Raw genomic sequence first — 17,331 nt, forward strand, 5'->3', positions numbered from 1 at the left:
CTGTGATTAGATTAGGACATTGCTCCCACCTATTGAAACAGGAGGCAAGAAGCTATTTTATAGTAATTTAAATGTTTATTCAGGAAAAAAAATTGCCCCGCCAGGAATAGCAGGGCTTCACCCTTAACCATACGAAACCAAGTCGTTTATGAAGAAGTTTTTATGTGCTTTTTTTAATGTGCTTCGCTTGAGTTGATGATGTAAAATTACAGGGCGGAATTCAGGAAAAGGCTTTGTTTCGATGAACGCCCCAGTTTTATCGCTGAAGCCCTGTAAAAGAAGCCCATACCGGTTTTTAAAGGGGTGAAACGGTTATAACGCCAGGTATTTTTCTACCTCGCCAATCGCATTCTGGGTAACGGTACGTACGTGGTCGAAACTGGAACGGACCTCGGTCATGCTCTGGCCAACGGCCGACTTTTCTATTTTTTCCAGGTAAGGATGCAGCTCCGAGGCCAGGCCCATATAGCCTACCGTAGATTTCAGGCTATGAGCTACCTTACGGATGGCCACAAAATCAGATGCGTCAATAGCCTCCTGCAATTCGCCCAGCTCCGAGGGCGTTTGCTTGGCAAACTGCTCCATCATAGCCCGCTCGAACTCCTCGTCGTTGCCGGACAATTCGTGCAGGTAGTTCAACCGGATGTACCGGAAGGCAGGCTCGTGGTGATTGGGCGCCTCGTCCCGGTGATGGCCAGGACTCGCATTGTAGTGTGAATACTGGGCGATCATATTATAAAGAACCGTTTCCTTGATCGGTTTGGAGACATAGTCGTTCATGCCCAGCTGCATGCATTTTTCTTTTTCGCCGATCATGGCATGGGCCGTCATGGCAATGATGGGAATGTCCATATGGAGCTCGTTGCGGATGATGCCGGTGGCGGTATACCCATCCATTACCGGCATCTGGATGTCCATCAGCACGAGCGAAAAACTCTGCCTTTTCAGGGCCTCCAGCGCCTCGGCGCCGTTGTTCACCAGGGTACATTCGATATTCCAGCTTTTCATCAGGTGCCGGATCAGCTGCTGGTTCATGGTATTGTCTTCGGCAATCAGCACCTTGATGGTATCCAGCTTGACCGGGGTGGCGGCTTCTGCGGCAATGGCATTGGAGAGCATTTCATTGGCGTCGGGGATCTTGAATTCCAGCTCTACGGTGAACTTCGAGCCGCGGCCGGGCTCGCTCTGCAGTTCAATGGAGCCCTTTTGCAGCTGCACCAGCTGTTTGACGATGGACAGCCCCAGGCCGGTACCGCCAAACTTGCGGGTGGTTTCGGAATCGGCCTGCTGGAAGCGCTCAAATACCGCTGCCTGCTTTTCCCGGGCGATGCCGATGCCCGTATCCTCTACTACCAGGCGCAGGCGTGCCCGCTCCTCGGTGCAGTAAATGGAGGTGACAACAATGGTGATGCCGCCGCGTTCGGTGAACTTGACCGCGTTGCTCAGCAGGTTCACCAGCACCTGGGTAAGGCGGATAGCGTCGCCGCACAGGATGTCCGGGGTTTCGGAGGCCACCTCGATCTTCAGCTCCAGTTTCTTTTCCTTGATCCGCTCGATGAACATGGCGCCGATGGAACTGATGAGGCTGCGTAAGCTGAAATTGGTTTCTTCCAAATGCATCATGCCCGACTCGATCTTCGACAGGTCGAGGATATCGTTGACCAGCACCAGCAGGTTTTCTCCGGCCGAGTGGATGTTCTGTACATATTGGCGCTGGGAATCGTTGAGGTTGGTGCGCTTGAGCAAGTTGGTAAAGCCGATGATGGAGTTCATCGGCGTGCGAATTTCGTGGCTCATGTTGGCCATGAACTGCTCCTTCAGGCGGGCCGCCTCCTTGATCTTGCGCTCGGACTGGTTGAGGTTGGCGATCATCCGCTGCTGCTGGGCGCTTTGATTGGTAATGTAGAGGAAAACGATAATGAGGAACAGGCAGGCCATGGCGGCCAGTACCAGGCCCCAGGTGCGCGCCTGCTGGCCATTCTTTTCATTGGAGGCGGTAATCCGCTGCAGGGTACCCTGCCGATCGCTGTAGAGCTTACTGATGACTTCGTTGAGGCTGTCGGTGATAACCTTGCCGCGGTTGGTGCTGACGAGCTTTTCGGCGGCGGCTTTGCCGGTGGATTGGTAGGTAGTGATCAGTTGGCGGGTAAACTGGAGTTTTTCGCGAATCAGGAAGTGCAGCAGGTCCACTTCCGTCCTGTTCGCCTTCATGCCCTGGAGATCCTTTAAACCGGCAGCGGCCGTCTCGACCCCGGTGATACGCTGGTTGACATCCTCCAGGAAAACCCCGTTGCCGGAAATGACGGCGCCCCGTACATCGCTTTCCAGGCGGATGATGTCGAACTGGACCTTTTGAAGATTGTTCTGGACCGCCAATTCATGGAGCAGGCTTTTATTGCCCTGGATCAGGCGGTTGATGTTCCTGCCGGATATAAACTGCAGAAAAACAATAAACAGGATGCCGATCAGGAAACCCCAAAGGGCAAGGTATTTAAAAAAGATTTTTTGCATATAGTCGGCCAACTAAAATACAAAAAATCATTTGTTATGAATCCTGATAATTCTTTTTGTATTGTTTAAATATATAGGAAATGAATACAATATTAGAAGTTAAGCCCAAAGCAGACAGGAACAGGGTCAGCCATTGCCTGTCGCCGAAAATTTCCTGTAGAAAAAAGTATTCCGAAATGATTAACAGGATTATTGAAACAAATAAATGAAGGGCATAACTTTTCATAATGGATTGGTTGTCTGGAAAAACATTCAAAATGGCCTCCGGTTTATACATAGGATTTTATTTAATACTTGTTTGTGGCAGTAACCCTGATAAATAATTACGGGTTTTCGCTGACCGACAACACAAAAGTATCTCATGACCGGGGGGCCTGGAGTGGTATTTAGTTTAACAGCGGCAACGCCTCGATGAAAAGCGGAAAAGCTGCGATGAGCTTTTACAGGAGGTTCAGGCGCCTGTTGAGGGAGGCTTTATAGGTTTCGGCCACCGGGATGCTGGCCTTGGCGATATTAATGACCCCGTCCTGGATGAAGTCGATCTTCTGGAGGGCCACGATATAACTGCGGTGAACACGGATGAATTTGGCGGGGGAGAGTTTTTCCTCGATGGATTTCAGCGTGGAATGGAGCACATGGAATTTTTGGCTGGTATGTACTTTTACGTAGTCGCCCATGGCCTCGAGGTAGAGGATGTCCTCGACGTTGAGCTTCTTTAAGATACCGTTATCTTTTACGAATACAAACTCCTGGGCTTCGATCTTCACATCTTCCTTGTTGCTGTCCAGGGCTTCTTCCGCCCGTTCGACGGCCTGCAGGAAGCGGACGAGGTTAACCGGCTTGATCAGGTAATCCACCACGTTCAGCTCAAAGGCTTCCACGGCGTAATCCGATTTGGCGGTGGTAAAGATGATCAGGGGACTTTTGTTTCCCAGCTTCTTGGTCAGTTCGATGCCGGTCATTCCGGGCATTTCAATATCCAGCAACAGCAGGTCGATCTGCTCGGTGTTCAAATAGTTATACGCTTCCAATGCATTGCTGCATTCAGCAATAAGCTCTAACACCTGCACCTGGCTGACCAGTTGCTTCATTGCCATGCGGGCCATCTGGTTATCATCTACGATCAAGCATCTCATACGTAAGGAGTCTGTAACAAATATATAACCTGTATCAATTCAATTTATACTTACTGCTAAATTTACAATTTGCATTCCGTAGAATAAATTTTAATTTATGAACTTTTCCCTTACCGGCAACCTCGTAGCGATCGGGCAGCGCCGCATCTTTCCGGCCCGACTGGAAGTAGTGGACGGCATCATTGCGTCCATTACCCCTGTGGCCGCCCTTCCACAGGCGCCCTATATTCTCCCCGGTTTTATCGATGCACACGTGCACATCGAAAGCTCGATGCTGGTGCCTTCGGAATTTGCACGGCTGGCAGTGGTGCACGGAACGGTGGCCACCGTCAGCGACCCCCACGAGATTGCCAATGTCTGCGGCCTGGCCGGCGTGCACTACATGATCGAAAACGGGAAGACCACGCCGTTTAAATTTTTCTTCGGCGCCCCCAGCTGCGTGCCGGCCACGTCCTTTGAAACGGCCGGAGCCACCCTTGATGCCGCCGATGTGGAAAGCCTGATGGAACGGGAGGAAATAAAATACCTGAGTGAAATGATGAATTTTCCCGGCGTGCTGAACGGTGATGAGGAAGTGCTGCGCAAGATCGCCGCCGCCCGCAAACAGGGCAAGCCGGTAGACGGCCACGCCCCGGGGCTGCGGGGCGAAGCCGCCCAAAGGTATATTGCCGCCGGCATCAGCACCGACCACGAATGCTTTACCCTCGAAGAAGCCCTGGACAAAATACAGGGCGGCATGAAGATCATCATCCGTGAAGGAAGCGCCGCCAAGAACTTTGAAGCGCTGGCCTCCCTGCTCCACTCTCATCCTCATATGGTGCTGTTTTGCAGTGACGACAAGCACCCCGACAGCCTGGTGAGCGGTCATATCAATCAATTGTGCGCCCGTGCCGTGGCCAGGGGCTTCGATGTGTTCAACGTGCTGCAGGCGGCCTGCGTCAATCCCGTGACCCACTACCAACTTCCCGTAGGCCTTCTGCAACCGGGCAACCCCGCCGACTTCATCGTGGTTACCGACCTGCAGCAGTTTGAAGTGCAGCAAACCTATATCAACGGCCAGCTGGTAGCCGATCAGGGCCGGTCCGCTATTCCCCGCCAACCAATCAGCATCATCAACAACTTTCATTGCAGCCCCCTTCATCCGCAGGATCTTGCCGTTCCCTGGCAGGGCGAAACCACCCTGCCGGTGATCGAAGCGCTGGACGGCCAGCTCATTACCAACAAACTACCGGTGACCCCTAAGGTAGCAGAGGGCTTCATCGTCAGCGATGTGGACAACGACGTATTGAAAATGGTAGTAGTCAACCGTTACCACCCGGCACCGGCGGCCAAGGCCTTTATTAAAAATTTCGGACTGAAATCGGGAGCGCTGGCCTCCTCGGTGGCCCACGACTCGCACAACATCGTGGCGGTGGGTACCGACGACGAAAGCCTTTGCCGGGCCATCAACGCGGTGATCGCCAGCGAAGGCGGCATTGCCTGCATGCATAAAGAAGAATGGGTGCTGCCCCTGCCCGTAGCCGGGCTCATGAGCACCGAAGACGGCTACACCGTAGCCGAAAAATATGCCGCCATCGACCAGGTGGCCAAGGACCTGGGCTCGTCCCTCTCCGCCCCCTTCATGACCCTTTCCTTCATGGCCCTGTTGGTCATCCCGCATTTAAAACTCAGTGATAAGGGATTGTTCGACGGAGATGCGTTTTCGTTTCTATGATAAGTTTACAAGTTTACGAGTTTACAAGTTGCTGGCGCCGGTAACGAACTCGTAAACTTGTAAACCCGTAAACTTGTAAACTGCTTAAGCCTCCTGCCCTATCCAAACCGCCCCGCCGATGCTGTCGCGTTCGGCGCCGGTGGCCGAGGAAAGGGTGTTGTATTCCTGGCGCCAGCGCAGCACGCCCATCAGCGCCATGACCAGGGCTTCCTTGTAGTTCAGGATCAGCTCGTCGGCCACGACGATTTCTGTTTGCAGGGCGGCGGCCGCTTCCCGCAGGCGGTCCACCAGGAAAGTGTTCAGGGCGCCGCCGCCGGTGACCAGCAGCTTGCGCGGGCCTTCGGCGCCGGCCGGGGCCAGGGCCAGGGCAGCCGTTACCTGGCCCACGATATGCTCCACGTAGGTGCGCAGGCTGTCGTTATGCGTCAGGCCGAAGGACCGGATCAAGGGATAGACCTCGTCGGTACCAAAACTGTTGGAAAGGGATTTGGGCGCCGGTTTCCGGTAATACTCCAGTTCGTTGAGCATTTGCAGCAGCCCTTCGTTCACTTGGCCCAGGGCGGCCAGCGACCCGCCGGGATCGTGATCCTTGCCGTGCTTGGCGGCCAGCAGGTTCAGCACCCGGTTGGCCGGGCAAATGTCAAAAGCGGTCCACTGCCCGTCTTTTTTAAAGGAGATGTTGGCGATGCCGCCGATATTCAGAAAAAGGTCGTAGTCGCGGAAGAGCAACTTTTCGCCAATGGGAACGATGGGCGCGCCCTGCCCGCCGAAGGCCACATCCAGGGCCCGCAGGTCCGACACCACCGGCAGGCCGGTAGCGGCCGCCAGGGCGGCCCCGTCGCCGAGCTGGGCGGTCATTTTTTGGGCGGGCAGGTGAAAGGTAGTATGCCCGTGCGACGCAATCAGCGCCACCTGGTAGTGCAGGTTGTGCTCTTCGATAAAGCGGTTGACCTGGCTGCCCAGGTAGTGCCCGTAGGCGGTATGCAGCAGCTGGTAGTCCAGTGCATTCAGCGCCGTGGCGCCTTTCAGGGCCTCTTTCCAGTCATTGTCGTAAGGATAGCAGGCGGAAGCCAGGATCTCAAAGCTCCAGTTGCCGCCATTTTCGTGCAATTCAGTATACACAATATCCAGTCCGTCGAGCGAGCTGCCGCTCATTAATCCGATTACTTTATAAACCATAAGCGAAAGTTACAGGCTGCGAAGTTATAGGTACGGAGCAAATGGGGAGGCCTAAAAGTTGCATCAGGAATCTGGCAATTCGTACTTAGCTTTGGCAGGGTAGTGAACGAGCGGAAGCAGGACAGGAACCCTTCGCCTTTATCGATGAAACTCAATGCACATGGTCATTAACTTAAGCAAAGCGCATTCCCTGGTCAGCAACTGGATCGCGGAAATCCGGGATACGGAAGTACAGAACGACCGCATGCGGTTCCGCCGGAACCTGGAGCGCATCGGCGAAATTGCCGCCTACGAGATCAGCAAGGTGCTGCCGATGGTCCAGAAGGACGTGCAAACCCCGCTGGGAATAGCGGCTTGCAGGGTGCTGGAACAGCAGCCGGTGCTGGCCACCATCCTGCGGGCCGGTCTTCCGCTGCACCAGGGGCTGCTGAATTATTTCGATAAGGCCGACAACGCCTTTATTTCGGCTTACCGCAAGCACCACAAGGACGGCTCCTTCGAGATCCGTATGGAATACATTTCCAGCCCCGAGCTCGACAACCGGATCGTGATCCTCTCCGACCCGATGCTGGCCACCGGGGCCTCGCTGGTGAAAAGCATCCAGTACATCAAGGCGGAGAGCAATCCCGCCAGCATCCACGTGGTCACCGCCATTGCCTGCACGGTAGGCATTGAATACGTCAAAAGGGAAATTCCCACCGCCACCATCTGGTGCGGCGATATCGACGACGAACTGACCGCTAAGGGCTACATCGTGCCCGGGCTGGGCGACGCCGGCGACCTGGCGTTCGGCTCCAAAACCCAATCGTAGAGAATTAACAGGCGAACGCAGAAAAATCCGGGGGAACCGCAGAGAATGGCTTTTAATTGTAATTTATTCTTAGTAATTTTTCATACTCAACCTCTGTGTGCAATGAGAAAGATCGCCTTTTTGCTAATGCTGTGTTTTGGCGCGATTGCCGCTTCTGCCCAGGACCCCAACTTTTCGCAGTTTTTCGCCTCCCCGCTCACCCTGAACCCTGCCCTGACCGGCAAGTTCAACGGCGCCCTGAGGGTGGCCGGCAATTACCGCAACCAATGGCCTACCATCAATAACGCCTTTACCACTTACACCCTTTCGGTGGATGGCAACATCCTGAAAAACGCTATTCCCGAGATCGACCAGTTCGGGATAGGCCTGCTGGGCTTTAGCGACCGCAGCGGTGGCGGCGTCCTCCAATACAACTACCTCGGTGCCTCCACCGCCTACCAAAAAGGGCTGGATGAAAACGGCTACCACCAGCTGGGGCTGGGTTTCCAGGGCACCTATGTAAGCAAACGGCTCAACACGCAAAGCCTGAAAATGGAGGACCAGCTGCGTGCCGACGGCTTTACCGGCCTGTCGCAGGAAGCTTTCAACAATTCCAGGCTCACCCTGTCGTATTTTGACCTGAGCACCGGCATCCTCTACAACGGCACCACCAACGGCTCGAACAATATCTACGCCGGCGTGTCGATGTATCACCTCAACCGCCACAAGGAAAAATTTACCGATACCGGCAATTTCTACCTGCCGGCCCGGGTCACCTTCCAGGGCGGCGGCATGGTGCCGGTCAACGGCGGGCTGGACCAGCTGCACTTCAGCGCCAACTACAGCCGGCAGGCCAATGCCACCAATACGGTGTTCGGCGGCGCCTATATGCTCAACCTGAACGGGGACGAAAATAGCCCCACCAACCTATACCTGGGCAGCTGGTACCGCCTCGGCGATGCCGTGATCCCCTATATCGGGCTGGAATTCGGCGAATTTCACGTGGGCGCTACCTACGACGTCAATATCTCGAAATTAAAGCCGGCCTCCAACCTCCGCGGTGGAGCCGAGTTCTCCCTCATCTACATCAAGCGCCACCAGGATCCCAATGCCCGGAAGCTGAATTGTCCTAAATTTTAAACATGGAATTAGTTCATTGGGTCATTGGTTAATTAGGAATCGGGAGGCGGCCTCTCAAATGTCAAGGCCCAATGAACCAATTAACCAATTCCCCTTTTGCCGCTTACATAAACACTTCCCTTTAAATAAAACCGGTACGGCAAAAGTGCGTGCTCGCCGGCATAGTCTACGCCGATGCGGGGGGCTACGGCCACCATATCGTCGGTGACACGGAAGCCGTCATCGGCGATGAACAGTTCGTCGCTTTGCAGCGAATGGCCGCACTGGGTGGTATGGAAGCCCAGGGCCTTGCCAACGTTGCCCGGCCCGCGGGTAAGCGTGGCATCGGCCTTTTTCTTGCCCGTCCGCCACAACATGATATCAATACCTTCCAGGGGCTCCACCGCCCTTATCAGGATGGCATGCGGCCTCCCTTTTTCGTTGGTAACGATATTGAACATCTGGTGAATGCCGTAGCACAGGTATACATAGGCGGTGCCGCCCTGCTCGAACATTACTCCCGTGCGGGGGGTCCGCCCCCGGAAGGCATGCGACGCCCGGTCGGCCTCACCGGCATAGGCCTCCGCTTCCACAATGCGGCCCGCCGTATGCGCGCCGTTCCAGTTCGTCACCAGCACCTTACCCAGCAGTTCCCGGGTGATCCCTACCACATCCTCACGCAGGTAAAAGGAGAGCGGCAGCTTTTCATAATTTGTCGCCATGGATGAAAATGCAGGCCGGGGTGCGTCATTGCAACCCGATTCCTTACTTTTATCGCTCAAATTTAATCCTTGCTTAAAGAAATCATTGTTGCCATACAATCTTACATCGAGGCGCACCAGTTTATCCGCAAGCACCGGCTGTGGAAATGGATCCTGATCCCCGGCGTCGTTTATACGGTCCTGTTTATCCTGGGCATGTACTTTTTCCTGCAATCGGCCAACGAGATGGTACACCTGATCAGCCGGGAGACCGGGCTGGAAGCCTGGTTGCAGCGGGAACGCAACGAGCTGCTCAGCTTCCTGTTCGTCCTGGCGGGCGTCTTCCTGTGGATTATCCTGCTGCTCTTTTATTTTTCCCTGTTCAAGTTCCTTTTTCTCATCCTGGGCTCGCCGGCCTTCGCCTACCTGAGCGAAAAGACCGAAAGCATCCTGGAAGGCAAGGATTTTCCGTTCAGCTTTCCGCAGTTCCTGCGCGACGTCGGGCGGGGCGTCCGGCTGGCGCTGCGCAATACCTTCTGGCAATCGATCTACCTGCTGGCCATCGTGCTGCTGTCGCTGATCCCCATCGCCGGCTCCGTGGCGCCGCTCATCGCCCTGGTGGTGGAGTGCTATTATTTCGGCTTCTCGATGCTGGACTACAGCCTGGAACGCAACAAGCTGAATTTTTCCCAAAGTATTTATTTCGTCGGCCGGCACCGGGGACTGGCCATCGGCAACGGCCTGATCTTTTACCTGATGCACTCCCTGGTGCTGGTGGGCTGGGTAGTGGCCCCCGCCTATGCCGTAGTAGCCGCCACCTTAAGTTTGCATAAAGTAAAAACCTCCTGATGCCCGCAGCCTCCCTCCTCCTGATCCCTACCGTTCTGTACGAAGGCCAAGTGGATTGCCTTCCCGCTTATATCCTAACCGCCGTGCAGCAGTGCGACGTCTTTTTCGTGGAAAACGAACGGACGGCCCGCCGCTACCTGAAGCTCCTCTGGCGCGAAATGGTGATCGATAACTACGAATGGCACAACATAAAAGAAGTGACGCCGGATACCAAGGCGGCGTTTACCGAAGCGGTGCGCCAGCATAAAACCATTGGCGTCATCAGCGAGGCGGGCTGCCCCGGCGTGGCCGATCCCGGCCAGCAGTTGGTGGCCTGGGCCCAGCAAATGAACGTGCCGGTAAAGCCCCTGGTAGGCCCCAACTCCATCCTGCTGGCACTGATGGCCAGCGGCATGAACGGGCAGCAATTCCATTTTGCCGGCTACCTGCCCATCGACGCGGCCGAACGTACCCGCACGCTTAAACAGCTGGAAGCCGAATCGCGGCAGAAATCCTGCACCCAGATCTTTATTGAAACGCCTTACCGCAACAATGCCCTGATGGAAGCACTGGTGAAAACCCTGCAGCCGCAAACCCAGGTGTGTGTGGCCGCCGACCTGACCGGCCCTACCGAACTGGTGGTGACCAAAACCGTGGCGCAATGGAAGGGCGCCCTGCCCCCGCTGCACAAGCGGCCCGCCATCTTCCTGCTGTATGCCGGCCAGTAAGGGGGGCAAAGGCCGGCGGATAATGTTTAAATCGTCATCGCATAATTGTAATTACCTTAGTCCCCTTTTACAGCCTTTTCACGGGCGCAGTGCGATTCAATAGTTTTTAAATATTAATGAACTTATCGTTATGCGGATTGGAATTGTTTGTTATCCGACTTTTGGCGGCAGTGGCGTATTGGCAACCGAACTGGGAAAGGCACTGGCGCAGAAAGGCCACCATGTGCACTTCATTACGTACCAGCAGCCCGTGCGGCTCAACGTGTTTGTGCCCAACCTGTTCTACCACGAGGTGCAGGTGCCTACCTATCCCCTGTTCGATTACCCGCCTTACGAAACGGCGCTGGCCAGCACCCTGGTGGATGTGATCAAGAACAACCACCTGCAGCTGCTGCACGTACACTACGCCATCCCGCACGCTTCGGCCGCCTACATGGCCAAGAAGATCCTGGAAGAGGAAGGCTACAATATTCCCTTCATCACCACGCTGCACGGCACCGACATCACGCTGGTGGGCCGCGACAAGACCTTTTCGCCGGTGGTGACCTTTTCCATCAACCAGAGCGATGCCATCACGGCGGTTTCAAACAACCTGGCCGAAGAAACCTACAAGCACTTCAAGATCATCAAGCCCATAGAGGTTATTCACAACTTCGTGGACGTGGAACGTTTCAACCGCAAGGGTATCGACGCCTTCCGCAAGGTGATCGCCCCTAACGGCGAGCGCATCCTGCTGCACGCCTCCAACTTCCGCAAGATCAAGCGGGTGCAGGACGTGGTGAAGATCTTTAATGAAGTGATCAAGGAAGTACCCAGCAAGCTGCTGTTTGTAGGCGACGGCCCCGAGCGGGTTACGGCCGAGGACCTGAGCCGAAGCCTGGGCATCTGCGACGAGATCCGCTTCGTGGGCAAGCAGGAACAAATGGAAGATATCCTGGCCATTGCCGACCTGTTCCTGCTGACGTCTGACTACGAAAGCTTCGGCCTGGCGGCCCTGGAAGCCATGGCGGCAGGCGTACCGGTGATCTCGACCAATGCCGGCGGCCTGGGCGAGGTGAATGTACAGGGCGTCACGGGCTATATGGGCAATGTGGGCGACGTGGCCACCATGAGCAAGCAGGCCATTTCCATCCTGAAGGACGACGAAACGCTGCAACAGTTCAAGACCGCCGCCGCGGAGCACGCCTATAAATTCGACATCCACAACATTATTCCCATTTACGAGGAACTGTACCGGCGCTTCCTGCCGGAAGGAGACGCATGAGGAGATTTCGGATGTCGGATTTCGGATCCCCTTGACAGCAAAAAGACTCTTACAAAATAGAAAGCCCCCGAAAACCGGGGGCATTTTTATTTCGATTGTAGACAATTTTATCCTGAAGGATGCCATCAGCTTTCAAGGGGATCCGAAATCCTCTCGCCTTGGGCGAGACGAAATCCGACATCACCTGCGTCTCAGCCATGGTTCGGGGTTCACGTTGCGCGACTCGATCATCAGCATGAAGTCGATCTGGCCGCCGTTGCCGTCATCGGCGGCAGCGGCGCGGCCCAAAGACTGGCCGGTGCGTATGGCCATTCCCTTGCTGACACTGACAGCAGACAGGTTGCTGTAGATGGTAAAATATTTCCCGTGGCGGATGATCACCGTCATGCCGTCGCCGATATTGGCTACAGAACTCACCTCTCCGTCAAAAACCGATTTCACATTCACCCCTGCGGAAGGTGTACAGACCGTAATGCCGGGGTTGTCCATGGACAGGTTGCCTACCTTGCTGGTGCCGAAAGGGATACATACATAACCGTTATCCACGGGCCAGGGCAGGCGTGCGCGGTTGCCTTCAAAGCTGTTGTTCAACGCCACGTCGGTTTCGTTCAGGTCCAGGTAGCTTTTGGGCCGGCCGGTGGGGGCAGCTTTGGGTTCTTCGGTCCGAGCTGCCGGGGGAGTCGTTACCGAGGTAGCGGGAGGCGCAGTGGTCGTAGCCGGGGGCGTGGCGGCCGGGGTGGTCCGGGGCGCAGCCGCTACCGGTGGAGCCGCCGCCGGCTTATTGGCCTCGGCCGCCCTGCGCTCCGCCTCCAGGCGGGCCAGGCGTTCGCGTTCGGCTTTCTCGGCGGCAGCTTTGCGTTCCGCCTCGCGGCGGGCCAGCTCCCTGCGTTCCGCCTCCCGCTTTTCCGCGGCTTTTCGTTCGGCTTCCTTGCGGGCCAGCTCAATTTCACGGCGGATAACGGCGGCAATGGCGCTTTTCAGCTGGGCATCGCGTTTTTTACGGGTAGTGATCTGCTTTTGCAGGTCTTTTTCCTGCGTCTGCAGCTTGGCCACCACCTGGTCTTTTTCCTTTTTCTGGTCTTCCAGCACGGTCATTTGCTGCGTCTGGTTTTGCAGGGCATCGTTTTTCTGGGTTTTCTTGCCCAGCAGCTGCGATTTCTTATCGGTGATCTCCTGCTTCGTCTGCACGATATTGGTCACCTGCTGCTGCCGGTACGACCGGTACGACTTCAGGTAGCTTACCCGCTTCAGGGCGTCGTTGAAGCTGCTGGCAGAAAAGATAAAGTTCAGGTAGTCGTAGGTGCTGCGGTTCTTGTAGGCATAGACCACGCTGCGCTCGTACTGCATTTTGAGGGTATCCAGCTGGCGCTGCAGGCGGTTGATCTCCAGCGTGCTCAGGTAGATCTCGTCCGATACCAGCTTGATCTCCTTGTTGATGTTGCTGATGTAACGGCCCTGCAAACTCATTTTCCGCTGCAGCAGGTTCAGCTGGCCGATGGTTTCTTTCCGCTGGCCTTTTACCTGCTGGTACACCGACTGAATCTCGCTCAGTTCCTTCTGGATGGCCTGGCGCTCCTTTTCCATTTTCGACCGGTCCTGCCCCTGGGCAAAGCCGGTAATAAAGCAGGCGCTGAACAGGATCCCTGTCAAGAGTTTTTTCATGCGCAAAATATTTACAAGGCGTCTAGGGTAACGCCCGGTGCTTAAATTTTGGTGTGCCGGTTAACGTTTATTTCTTCCGGAAATTTTTGGGAATGGAAAACGGGAAGCTCACCTCCTGGTTGAAGTCGTACTGTTTGAATTCCATTTCTATATCCAACTTATTTTTTTCGGCTACCGTAATTTTCCGCTTGGTCGAAAAGAGCGGTCCCCGTTTGGTTTCGTAGTCGCTATAGCTCAGGTCGGCGGTACGGCTGCGCGCATTGTCCTTATCATCCAGTTTGCTGTGCAGCAGCAGGTCGTTGTCGGCGCTGAGGGTGATGAGGTTTTTGAAATAGCTTCCTATGCTCAGCAGCGACAGCGTGTTGTTGCTGTTCTTGGAGTAGGAGACGATATTGCTGTCGAGGAACACCACGTTGCCGATCAGCAGGTTTTGCAGGGTGGGCAGGTTCAGCGGCAGGGCCGTGATCTCCTTCAGGTAGTCGACGGAGCGGGAGGTGTAGGTTTTATTCAGCTTATCGATGAGAAAAACCGAGTCCCGGGTCACCAGCACCCGCATGGCTTCAATTCCCAGGATGGCATTTACCGACAGCCAGATGGCGCTGTCCTTGTACATGCGCAGGTTGGCATTCACCCGGTATTTTTTGTCGCCGGATCCGCTGTAGTCCACGTCCATCTTGGCGGTAAAGGTTTTGTATACTACCTGGTTGGAGTCCAGCTTTCCCAGGGTGGTGCGGATAAACCGGAGCGAGTCGGCCCGGTAATCGTGCACGGGCACCACCTCGGCCGAGTCTTTTTTGGCAATGGCGGTCTGTATCTTTTTCGTGGACCGGCAGGAAGCCATCAGGCAGACTGCCAAGACAAAGGCAAAAATTCTCATCATAATGCTTATATTTTTCCGGTCGAGCCAAAGCCTCCGTGGTTTCTAACGGTTTCGGACAGCAGCGCTACGCTTTCCCAGCGCACCCGTTCCACCCGCTGCACCACGATTTGGGCAATGCGGTCGCCGGCAGCTATGACCTGGGCTTCGGCGGAAAGATTGATCAGGATCACCTTAATTTCCCCGCGGTAGTCGCTGTCGATGGTACCCGGGGTGTTCAGGCAGGTAATGCCCTGGCGGATGGCCAGGCCGCTGCGGGGCCGTACCTGGGCTTCAAAGCCCGCGGGGAGCTCCAGGTACAGGCCGGTAGGCACCAGGGCGCGCCCCAAAGGGGGCAGCTCCAGCGGCGCTTCCAGTGAAGCCCGGATATCCATGCCGGCAGCCCCTTCGGTCACGTATTCCGGCAGGGGGTTAGTGGATTTGTTGACGATCTTTACGGCGACCTCCATGCTTTCAAAGATAATAGTGATGTAAAGGAAAGAAATTAAATAGTTTCCAATAAGGCGGTGGCATAGGCCACCACGCCTTCCTTACGGCCGACGAAGCCCATTTTTTCGGTAGTGGTGGCCTTGATGGAAACGGTCCGCTCGCCCAGCCCCAGGATGCCGGTAATGGCGGCCTGCATCTGCGGAATGAAGGGCTTTATCTTGGGCTCCTGCAGGCAAAGGGTGCAGTCGATGTTCACTACGCCATAGCCTTCCTGCTGCACCAGCGCTGCGGTTTTCTGCAGCAGGATCTTGCTGTCGATGCCTTTGTAGGAAGCATCGGTATCGGGGAAGTGGACGCCGATATCGCCCAAACAGGCAGCGCCCAGCAGCGCATCGCAGATGGCGTGCAGCAGCACATCGGCATCGCTGTGCCCGACGGCACCGCTGTGATGCGGTACTTCCACGCCGCCCAGCATAAAGGGTCGGCCTTCTGCCAACTGATGATAGTCCACTCCAAATCCGATGCGGTAACCCATATTCTTAATTTGGCGCAAAGATATCAGAAAACAGGTACGAGGTAAGAAGTACAAAGTAAAAGGAAAGCGGCAGGAAGCAGGAAGTAGAAAATAAAAAAGCGGAAGCTGTAAGGCCTCCGCTTTTTAATAGTATGATTCAGGTATTTCCTTACTTCGTACTTATTCCTCCGATGTATTATCCAGGTCAAATACGAGCGAGAAACGCAGGGTATTCGATAAGGGGTTCTGATTCACGCCCGAGCCGCTGGGGATCAGGTACGAAAAGTTCAGGCCGAATACATTGTACTTAATGCCGGCGCCGGCAGTGAAGTAGCGACGGTTGCCCTTGGTCTTGTCTTCCCAGAAGTAACCGGTACGCAGGGAGAACTGGTTGTTGTAGGTGTACTCGGCACCTGCAGACACCTGGAACTCCTTCATTTCTTCGCTGAAGCCGCCGGGAGCGTCACCGAAAGAGCTGAACCAGCTGCTGATCACGCTTTTGCTGCGGTAGGCATCGTAATCGGCCTGCGTGGCGGGCTGAGCCGGGGGCGTAGGCACCATCAGCTTGTTCAGGTCCGCACCAAAGCTGACCTTGTTGCTTTCATCAATGACATGGGTATAGGTGGTACCGATACCGAAGTTGGCGGGAATAAAGTCCTTCTGATCGGCCGAGTTGGTATAACCCACCTTGGTGCCCAGGTTCGTCAGGGCGCCGCCGAAGGCCCAGCCCTGTCCTTCTTCATTCTGGTTGTTGAAGTAGATGCCCAGGTCGGCAGCCACGGCATTACCGGCCTTGTATACAGCCGAATTGCCCGGAAACGTGCCCTTGGCCAGGCTCGAATTGATATATTTCATGCCCACACCCAGGCCAAACTTGTCGGACAGGCGGCGGGAGTAGCCAAACTGCAGGCCCAGCTCGCGGGGATTGCCTTCGCCCCCGAAGTTGCCGTTGGCATCGGTGAATTTGATGCTGCCAAGGCTGAAGTAGCGCAGGGAAGCCGAAATCGCCTGCAGCTCGTCCAGTTTGTAGAAGCCTGCGGCCGAAGCCATGTAAACGTCATTGACAATATTTTTCAACCAGGGGGTGTAGGTGACGTTGGCGCCGGCGTTCGACGTGTTGAACGGTACCTTGCCCAGGTTGAAGTGGGCCGAGCTGGGGTCGGCGGAAGTAGCCAGGGACAGGTCGCCCATGCCGCCGGAGCGGGCATCGGGGGAAATTCTCAGAAAGGGAACAGCGGTAGTGACTACGTTAATCCGCGGGGCATCCTGTGCTTTCAGGGAAGAAGCAGACAAACCTAAAAACAAAGCCAGAACGGCGCCGCATTTTAAGGCAGTTGGTCTCATATGAATCTTTTAAAAGTGTGTGAAAATAGAGAGTTTTTACTGAAATAACATTTTAATCGGTTAATTATCCACTGGCAGGCCTTTTCCCGGATAGGAAGTATACAAACGCGGCGCTGGCGGTCTTGCCCGGCAACTATTCAAAAGGTTAACAAAACGTTGCACCCGTTCCGAATTCCATGAACGCTCATCAGCAACCATTATTGCCCCCTGCCGAAAAAAATCACCGGCATTTTACTAGGGAATTACTTCTACCCGCCTGGGTTTTAACGAATTATAAAAAAGTAGGTTGTTTGCCACCTGTTGTTTTCTACCAATAGTAATATATTCGCACCCTTTAAGAAGAAAAACTCAGCAGAAAAAGGCAATAATCTTTTTTTAACAACGTTTATTCCTATTGTCAGACAGTGGCTCCCGTGGGATATGCGCCAACATTCGCCTTTCTGAACGACAAAAACTAAACACATGCAAGTCAAAAATCTTTTAATCCTTCTATCCTCAGCCGCCTTGCTGTCCTCATGCAAGGGCGGTGGCCTCT

At 55.0% G+C, this 17,331-nt stretch carries 15 protein-coding genes; 6 read left to right on the plus strand and 9 right to left on the minus strand.

Features of this window, described 5'->3' with window-relative positions:
• Positions 1–312: 312 nt before the first annotated feature.
• On the minus strand, positions 313–2,511 hold the full coding sequence (locus V9K67_RS11770; protein WP_336722630.1) for an ATP-binding protein: 2,199 nt from the start codon (positions 2,509–2,511) through the stop codon (positions 313–315).
• A gap of 440 nt (positions 2,512–2,951) precedes the next feature.
• Positions 2,952–3,647: a LytR/AlgR family response regulator transcription factor gene (locus tag V9K67_RS11775; RefSeq protein ID WP_336722632.1), complete on the minus strand. Its 696-nt coding sequence runs from the start codon at positions 3,645–3,647 to the stop codon at positions 2,952–2,954.
• Positions 3,648–3,744: 97 nt separating this feature from the next.
• Between V9K67_RS11775 and ade the strand changes: the two genes are divergently transcribed.
• Complete coding sequence (ade, locus tag V9K67_RS11780; RefSeq protein WP_336722634.1) at positions 3,745–5,361, plus strand: adenine deaminase; 1,617 nt, start codon at positions 3,745–3,747, stop codon at positions 5,359–5,361.
• Between the two features lie 84 nt (positions 5,362–5,445).
• Here the strand turns inward: ade and V9K67_RS11785 are convergent, their stop codons facing one another.
• On the minus strand, positions 5,446–6,540 hold the full coding sequence (locus tag V9K67_RS11785) for an anhydro-N-acetylmuramic acid kinase (RefSeq protein WP_336722636.1): 1,095 nt from the start codon (positions 6,538–6,540) through the stop codon (positions 5,446–5,448).
• A gap of 160 nt (positions 6,541–6,700) precedes the next feature.
• On the opposite strand from V9K67_RS11785, the gene upp reads away from it, so the two are divergent.
• The gene (upp, locus tag V9K67_RS11790) at positions 6,701–7,351 is read left to right on the plus strand and encodes a uracil phosphoribosyltransferase (RefSeq protein ID WP_336722639.1); all 651 of its coding nucleotides are present in this window, start codon (positions 6,701–6,703) and stop codon (positions 7,349–7,351) included.
• A 102-nt stretch (positions 7,352–7,453) separates the two neighbouring features.
• Complete coding sequence (locus V9K67_RS11795) at positions 7,454–8,470, plus strand: PorP/SprF family type IX secretion system membrane protein (RefSeq protein ID WP_336722641.1); 1,017 nt, start codon at positions 7,454–7,456, stop codon at positions 8,468–8,470.
• Between the two features lie 80 nt (positions 8,471–8,550).
• On the opposite strand, the gene V9K67_RS11800 is transcribed toward V9K67_RS11795, so the two are convergent.
• Positions 8,551–9,171, minus strand: coding sequence for a DNA-3-methyladenine glycosylase (locus V9K67_RS11800; protein WP_336722643.1), 621 nt, complete (start codon positions 9,169–9,171; stop codon positions 8,551–8,553).
• Positions 9,172–9,240: 69 nt separating this feature from the next.
• Between V9K67_RS11800 and V9K67_RS11805 the strand changes: the two genes are divergently transcribed.
• The 3 genes from V9K67_RS11805 (at position 9,241) to bshA (ending at position 11,970) form a co-directional block, all read left to right on the plus strand.
• On the plus strand, positions 9,241–9,999 hold the full coding sequence (locus V9K67_RS11805) for an EI24 domain-containing protein (RefSeq protein ID WP_336722645.1): 759 nt from the start codon (positions 9,241–9,243) through the stop codon (positions 9,997–9,999).
• Entirely contained in the window at positions 9,999–10,706 is a 708-nt protein-coding gene (locus V9K67_RS11810; protein ID WP_336722647.1) for an SAM-dependent methyltransferase, read from the plus strand. The genes V9K67_RS11805 and V9K67_RS11810 overlap by 1 nt, the downstream gene beginning before the upstream one ends.
• Before the next feature lie 130 nt (positions 10,707–10,836).
• Complete coding sequence (gene bshA / locus V9K67_RS11815; protein WP_336722650.1) at positions 10,837–11,970, plus strand: N-acetyl-alpha-D-glucosaminyl L-malate synthase BshA; 1,134 nt, start codon at positions 10,837–10,839, stop codon at positions 11,968–11,970.
• Between the two features lie 180 nt (positions 11,971–12,150).
• Here bshA and V9K67_RS11820 read toward each other — a convergent pair whose 3' ends face one another.
• The 5 genes from V9K67_RS11820 to porV form a co-directional block, all read right to left on the minus strand.
• Positions 12,151–13,632, minus strand: coding sequence for a murein hydrolase activator EnvC family protein (locus V9K67_RS11820; protein WP_336722652.1), 1,482 nt, complete (start codon positions 13,630–13,632; stop codon positions 12,151–12,153).
• Positions 13,633–13,699: 67 nt separating this feature from the next.
• A complete protein-coding gene (gene lolB1 / locus V9K67_RS11825) occupies positions 13,700–14,512 on the minus strand; it encodes a lipoprotein insertase outer membrane protein LolB1 (protein ID WP_336722653.1) in 813 nt (270 codons plus the stop codon).
• A 5-nt stretch (positions 14,513–14,517) separates the two neighbouring features.
• On the minus strand, positions 14,518–14,958 hold the full coding sequence (gene dut, locus V9K67_RS11830; protein WP_336722655.1) for a dUTP diphosphatase: 441 nt from the start codon (positions 14,956–14,958) through the stop codon (positions 14,518–14,520).
• Between the two features lie 35 nt (positions 14,959–14,993).
• Entirely contained in the window at positions 14,994–15,473 is a 480-nt protein-coding gene (gene ispF, locus V9K67_RS11835) for a 2-C-methyl-D-erythritol 2,4-cyclodiphosphate synthase (RefSeq protein ID WP_336722658.1), read from the minus strand.
• A 159-nt stretch (positions 15,474–15,632) separates the two neighbouring features.
• Positions 15,633–16,796 carry a type IX secretion system outer membrane channel protein PorV gene (porV, locus tag V9K67_RS11840; protein ID WP_336722659.1) on the minus strand — a complete coding sequence of 388 codons (1,164 nt, stop codon included), beginning with the start codon at positions 16,794–16,796 and terminating at the stop codon, positions 15,633–15,635.
• Positions 16,797–17,331 lie beyond the last annotated feature (535 nt).

It is taken from the genome of Huijunlia imazamoxiresistens (genome assembly GCF_037132455.1).
Classification (GTDB): domain Bacteria; phylum Bacteroidota; class Bacteroidia; order Chitinophagales; family Chitinophagaceae; genus Flavisolibacter; species Flavisolibacter imazamoxiresistens.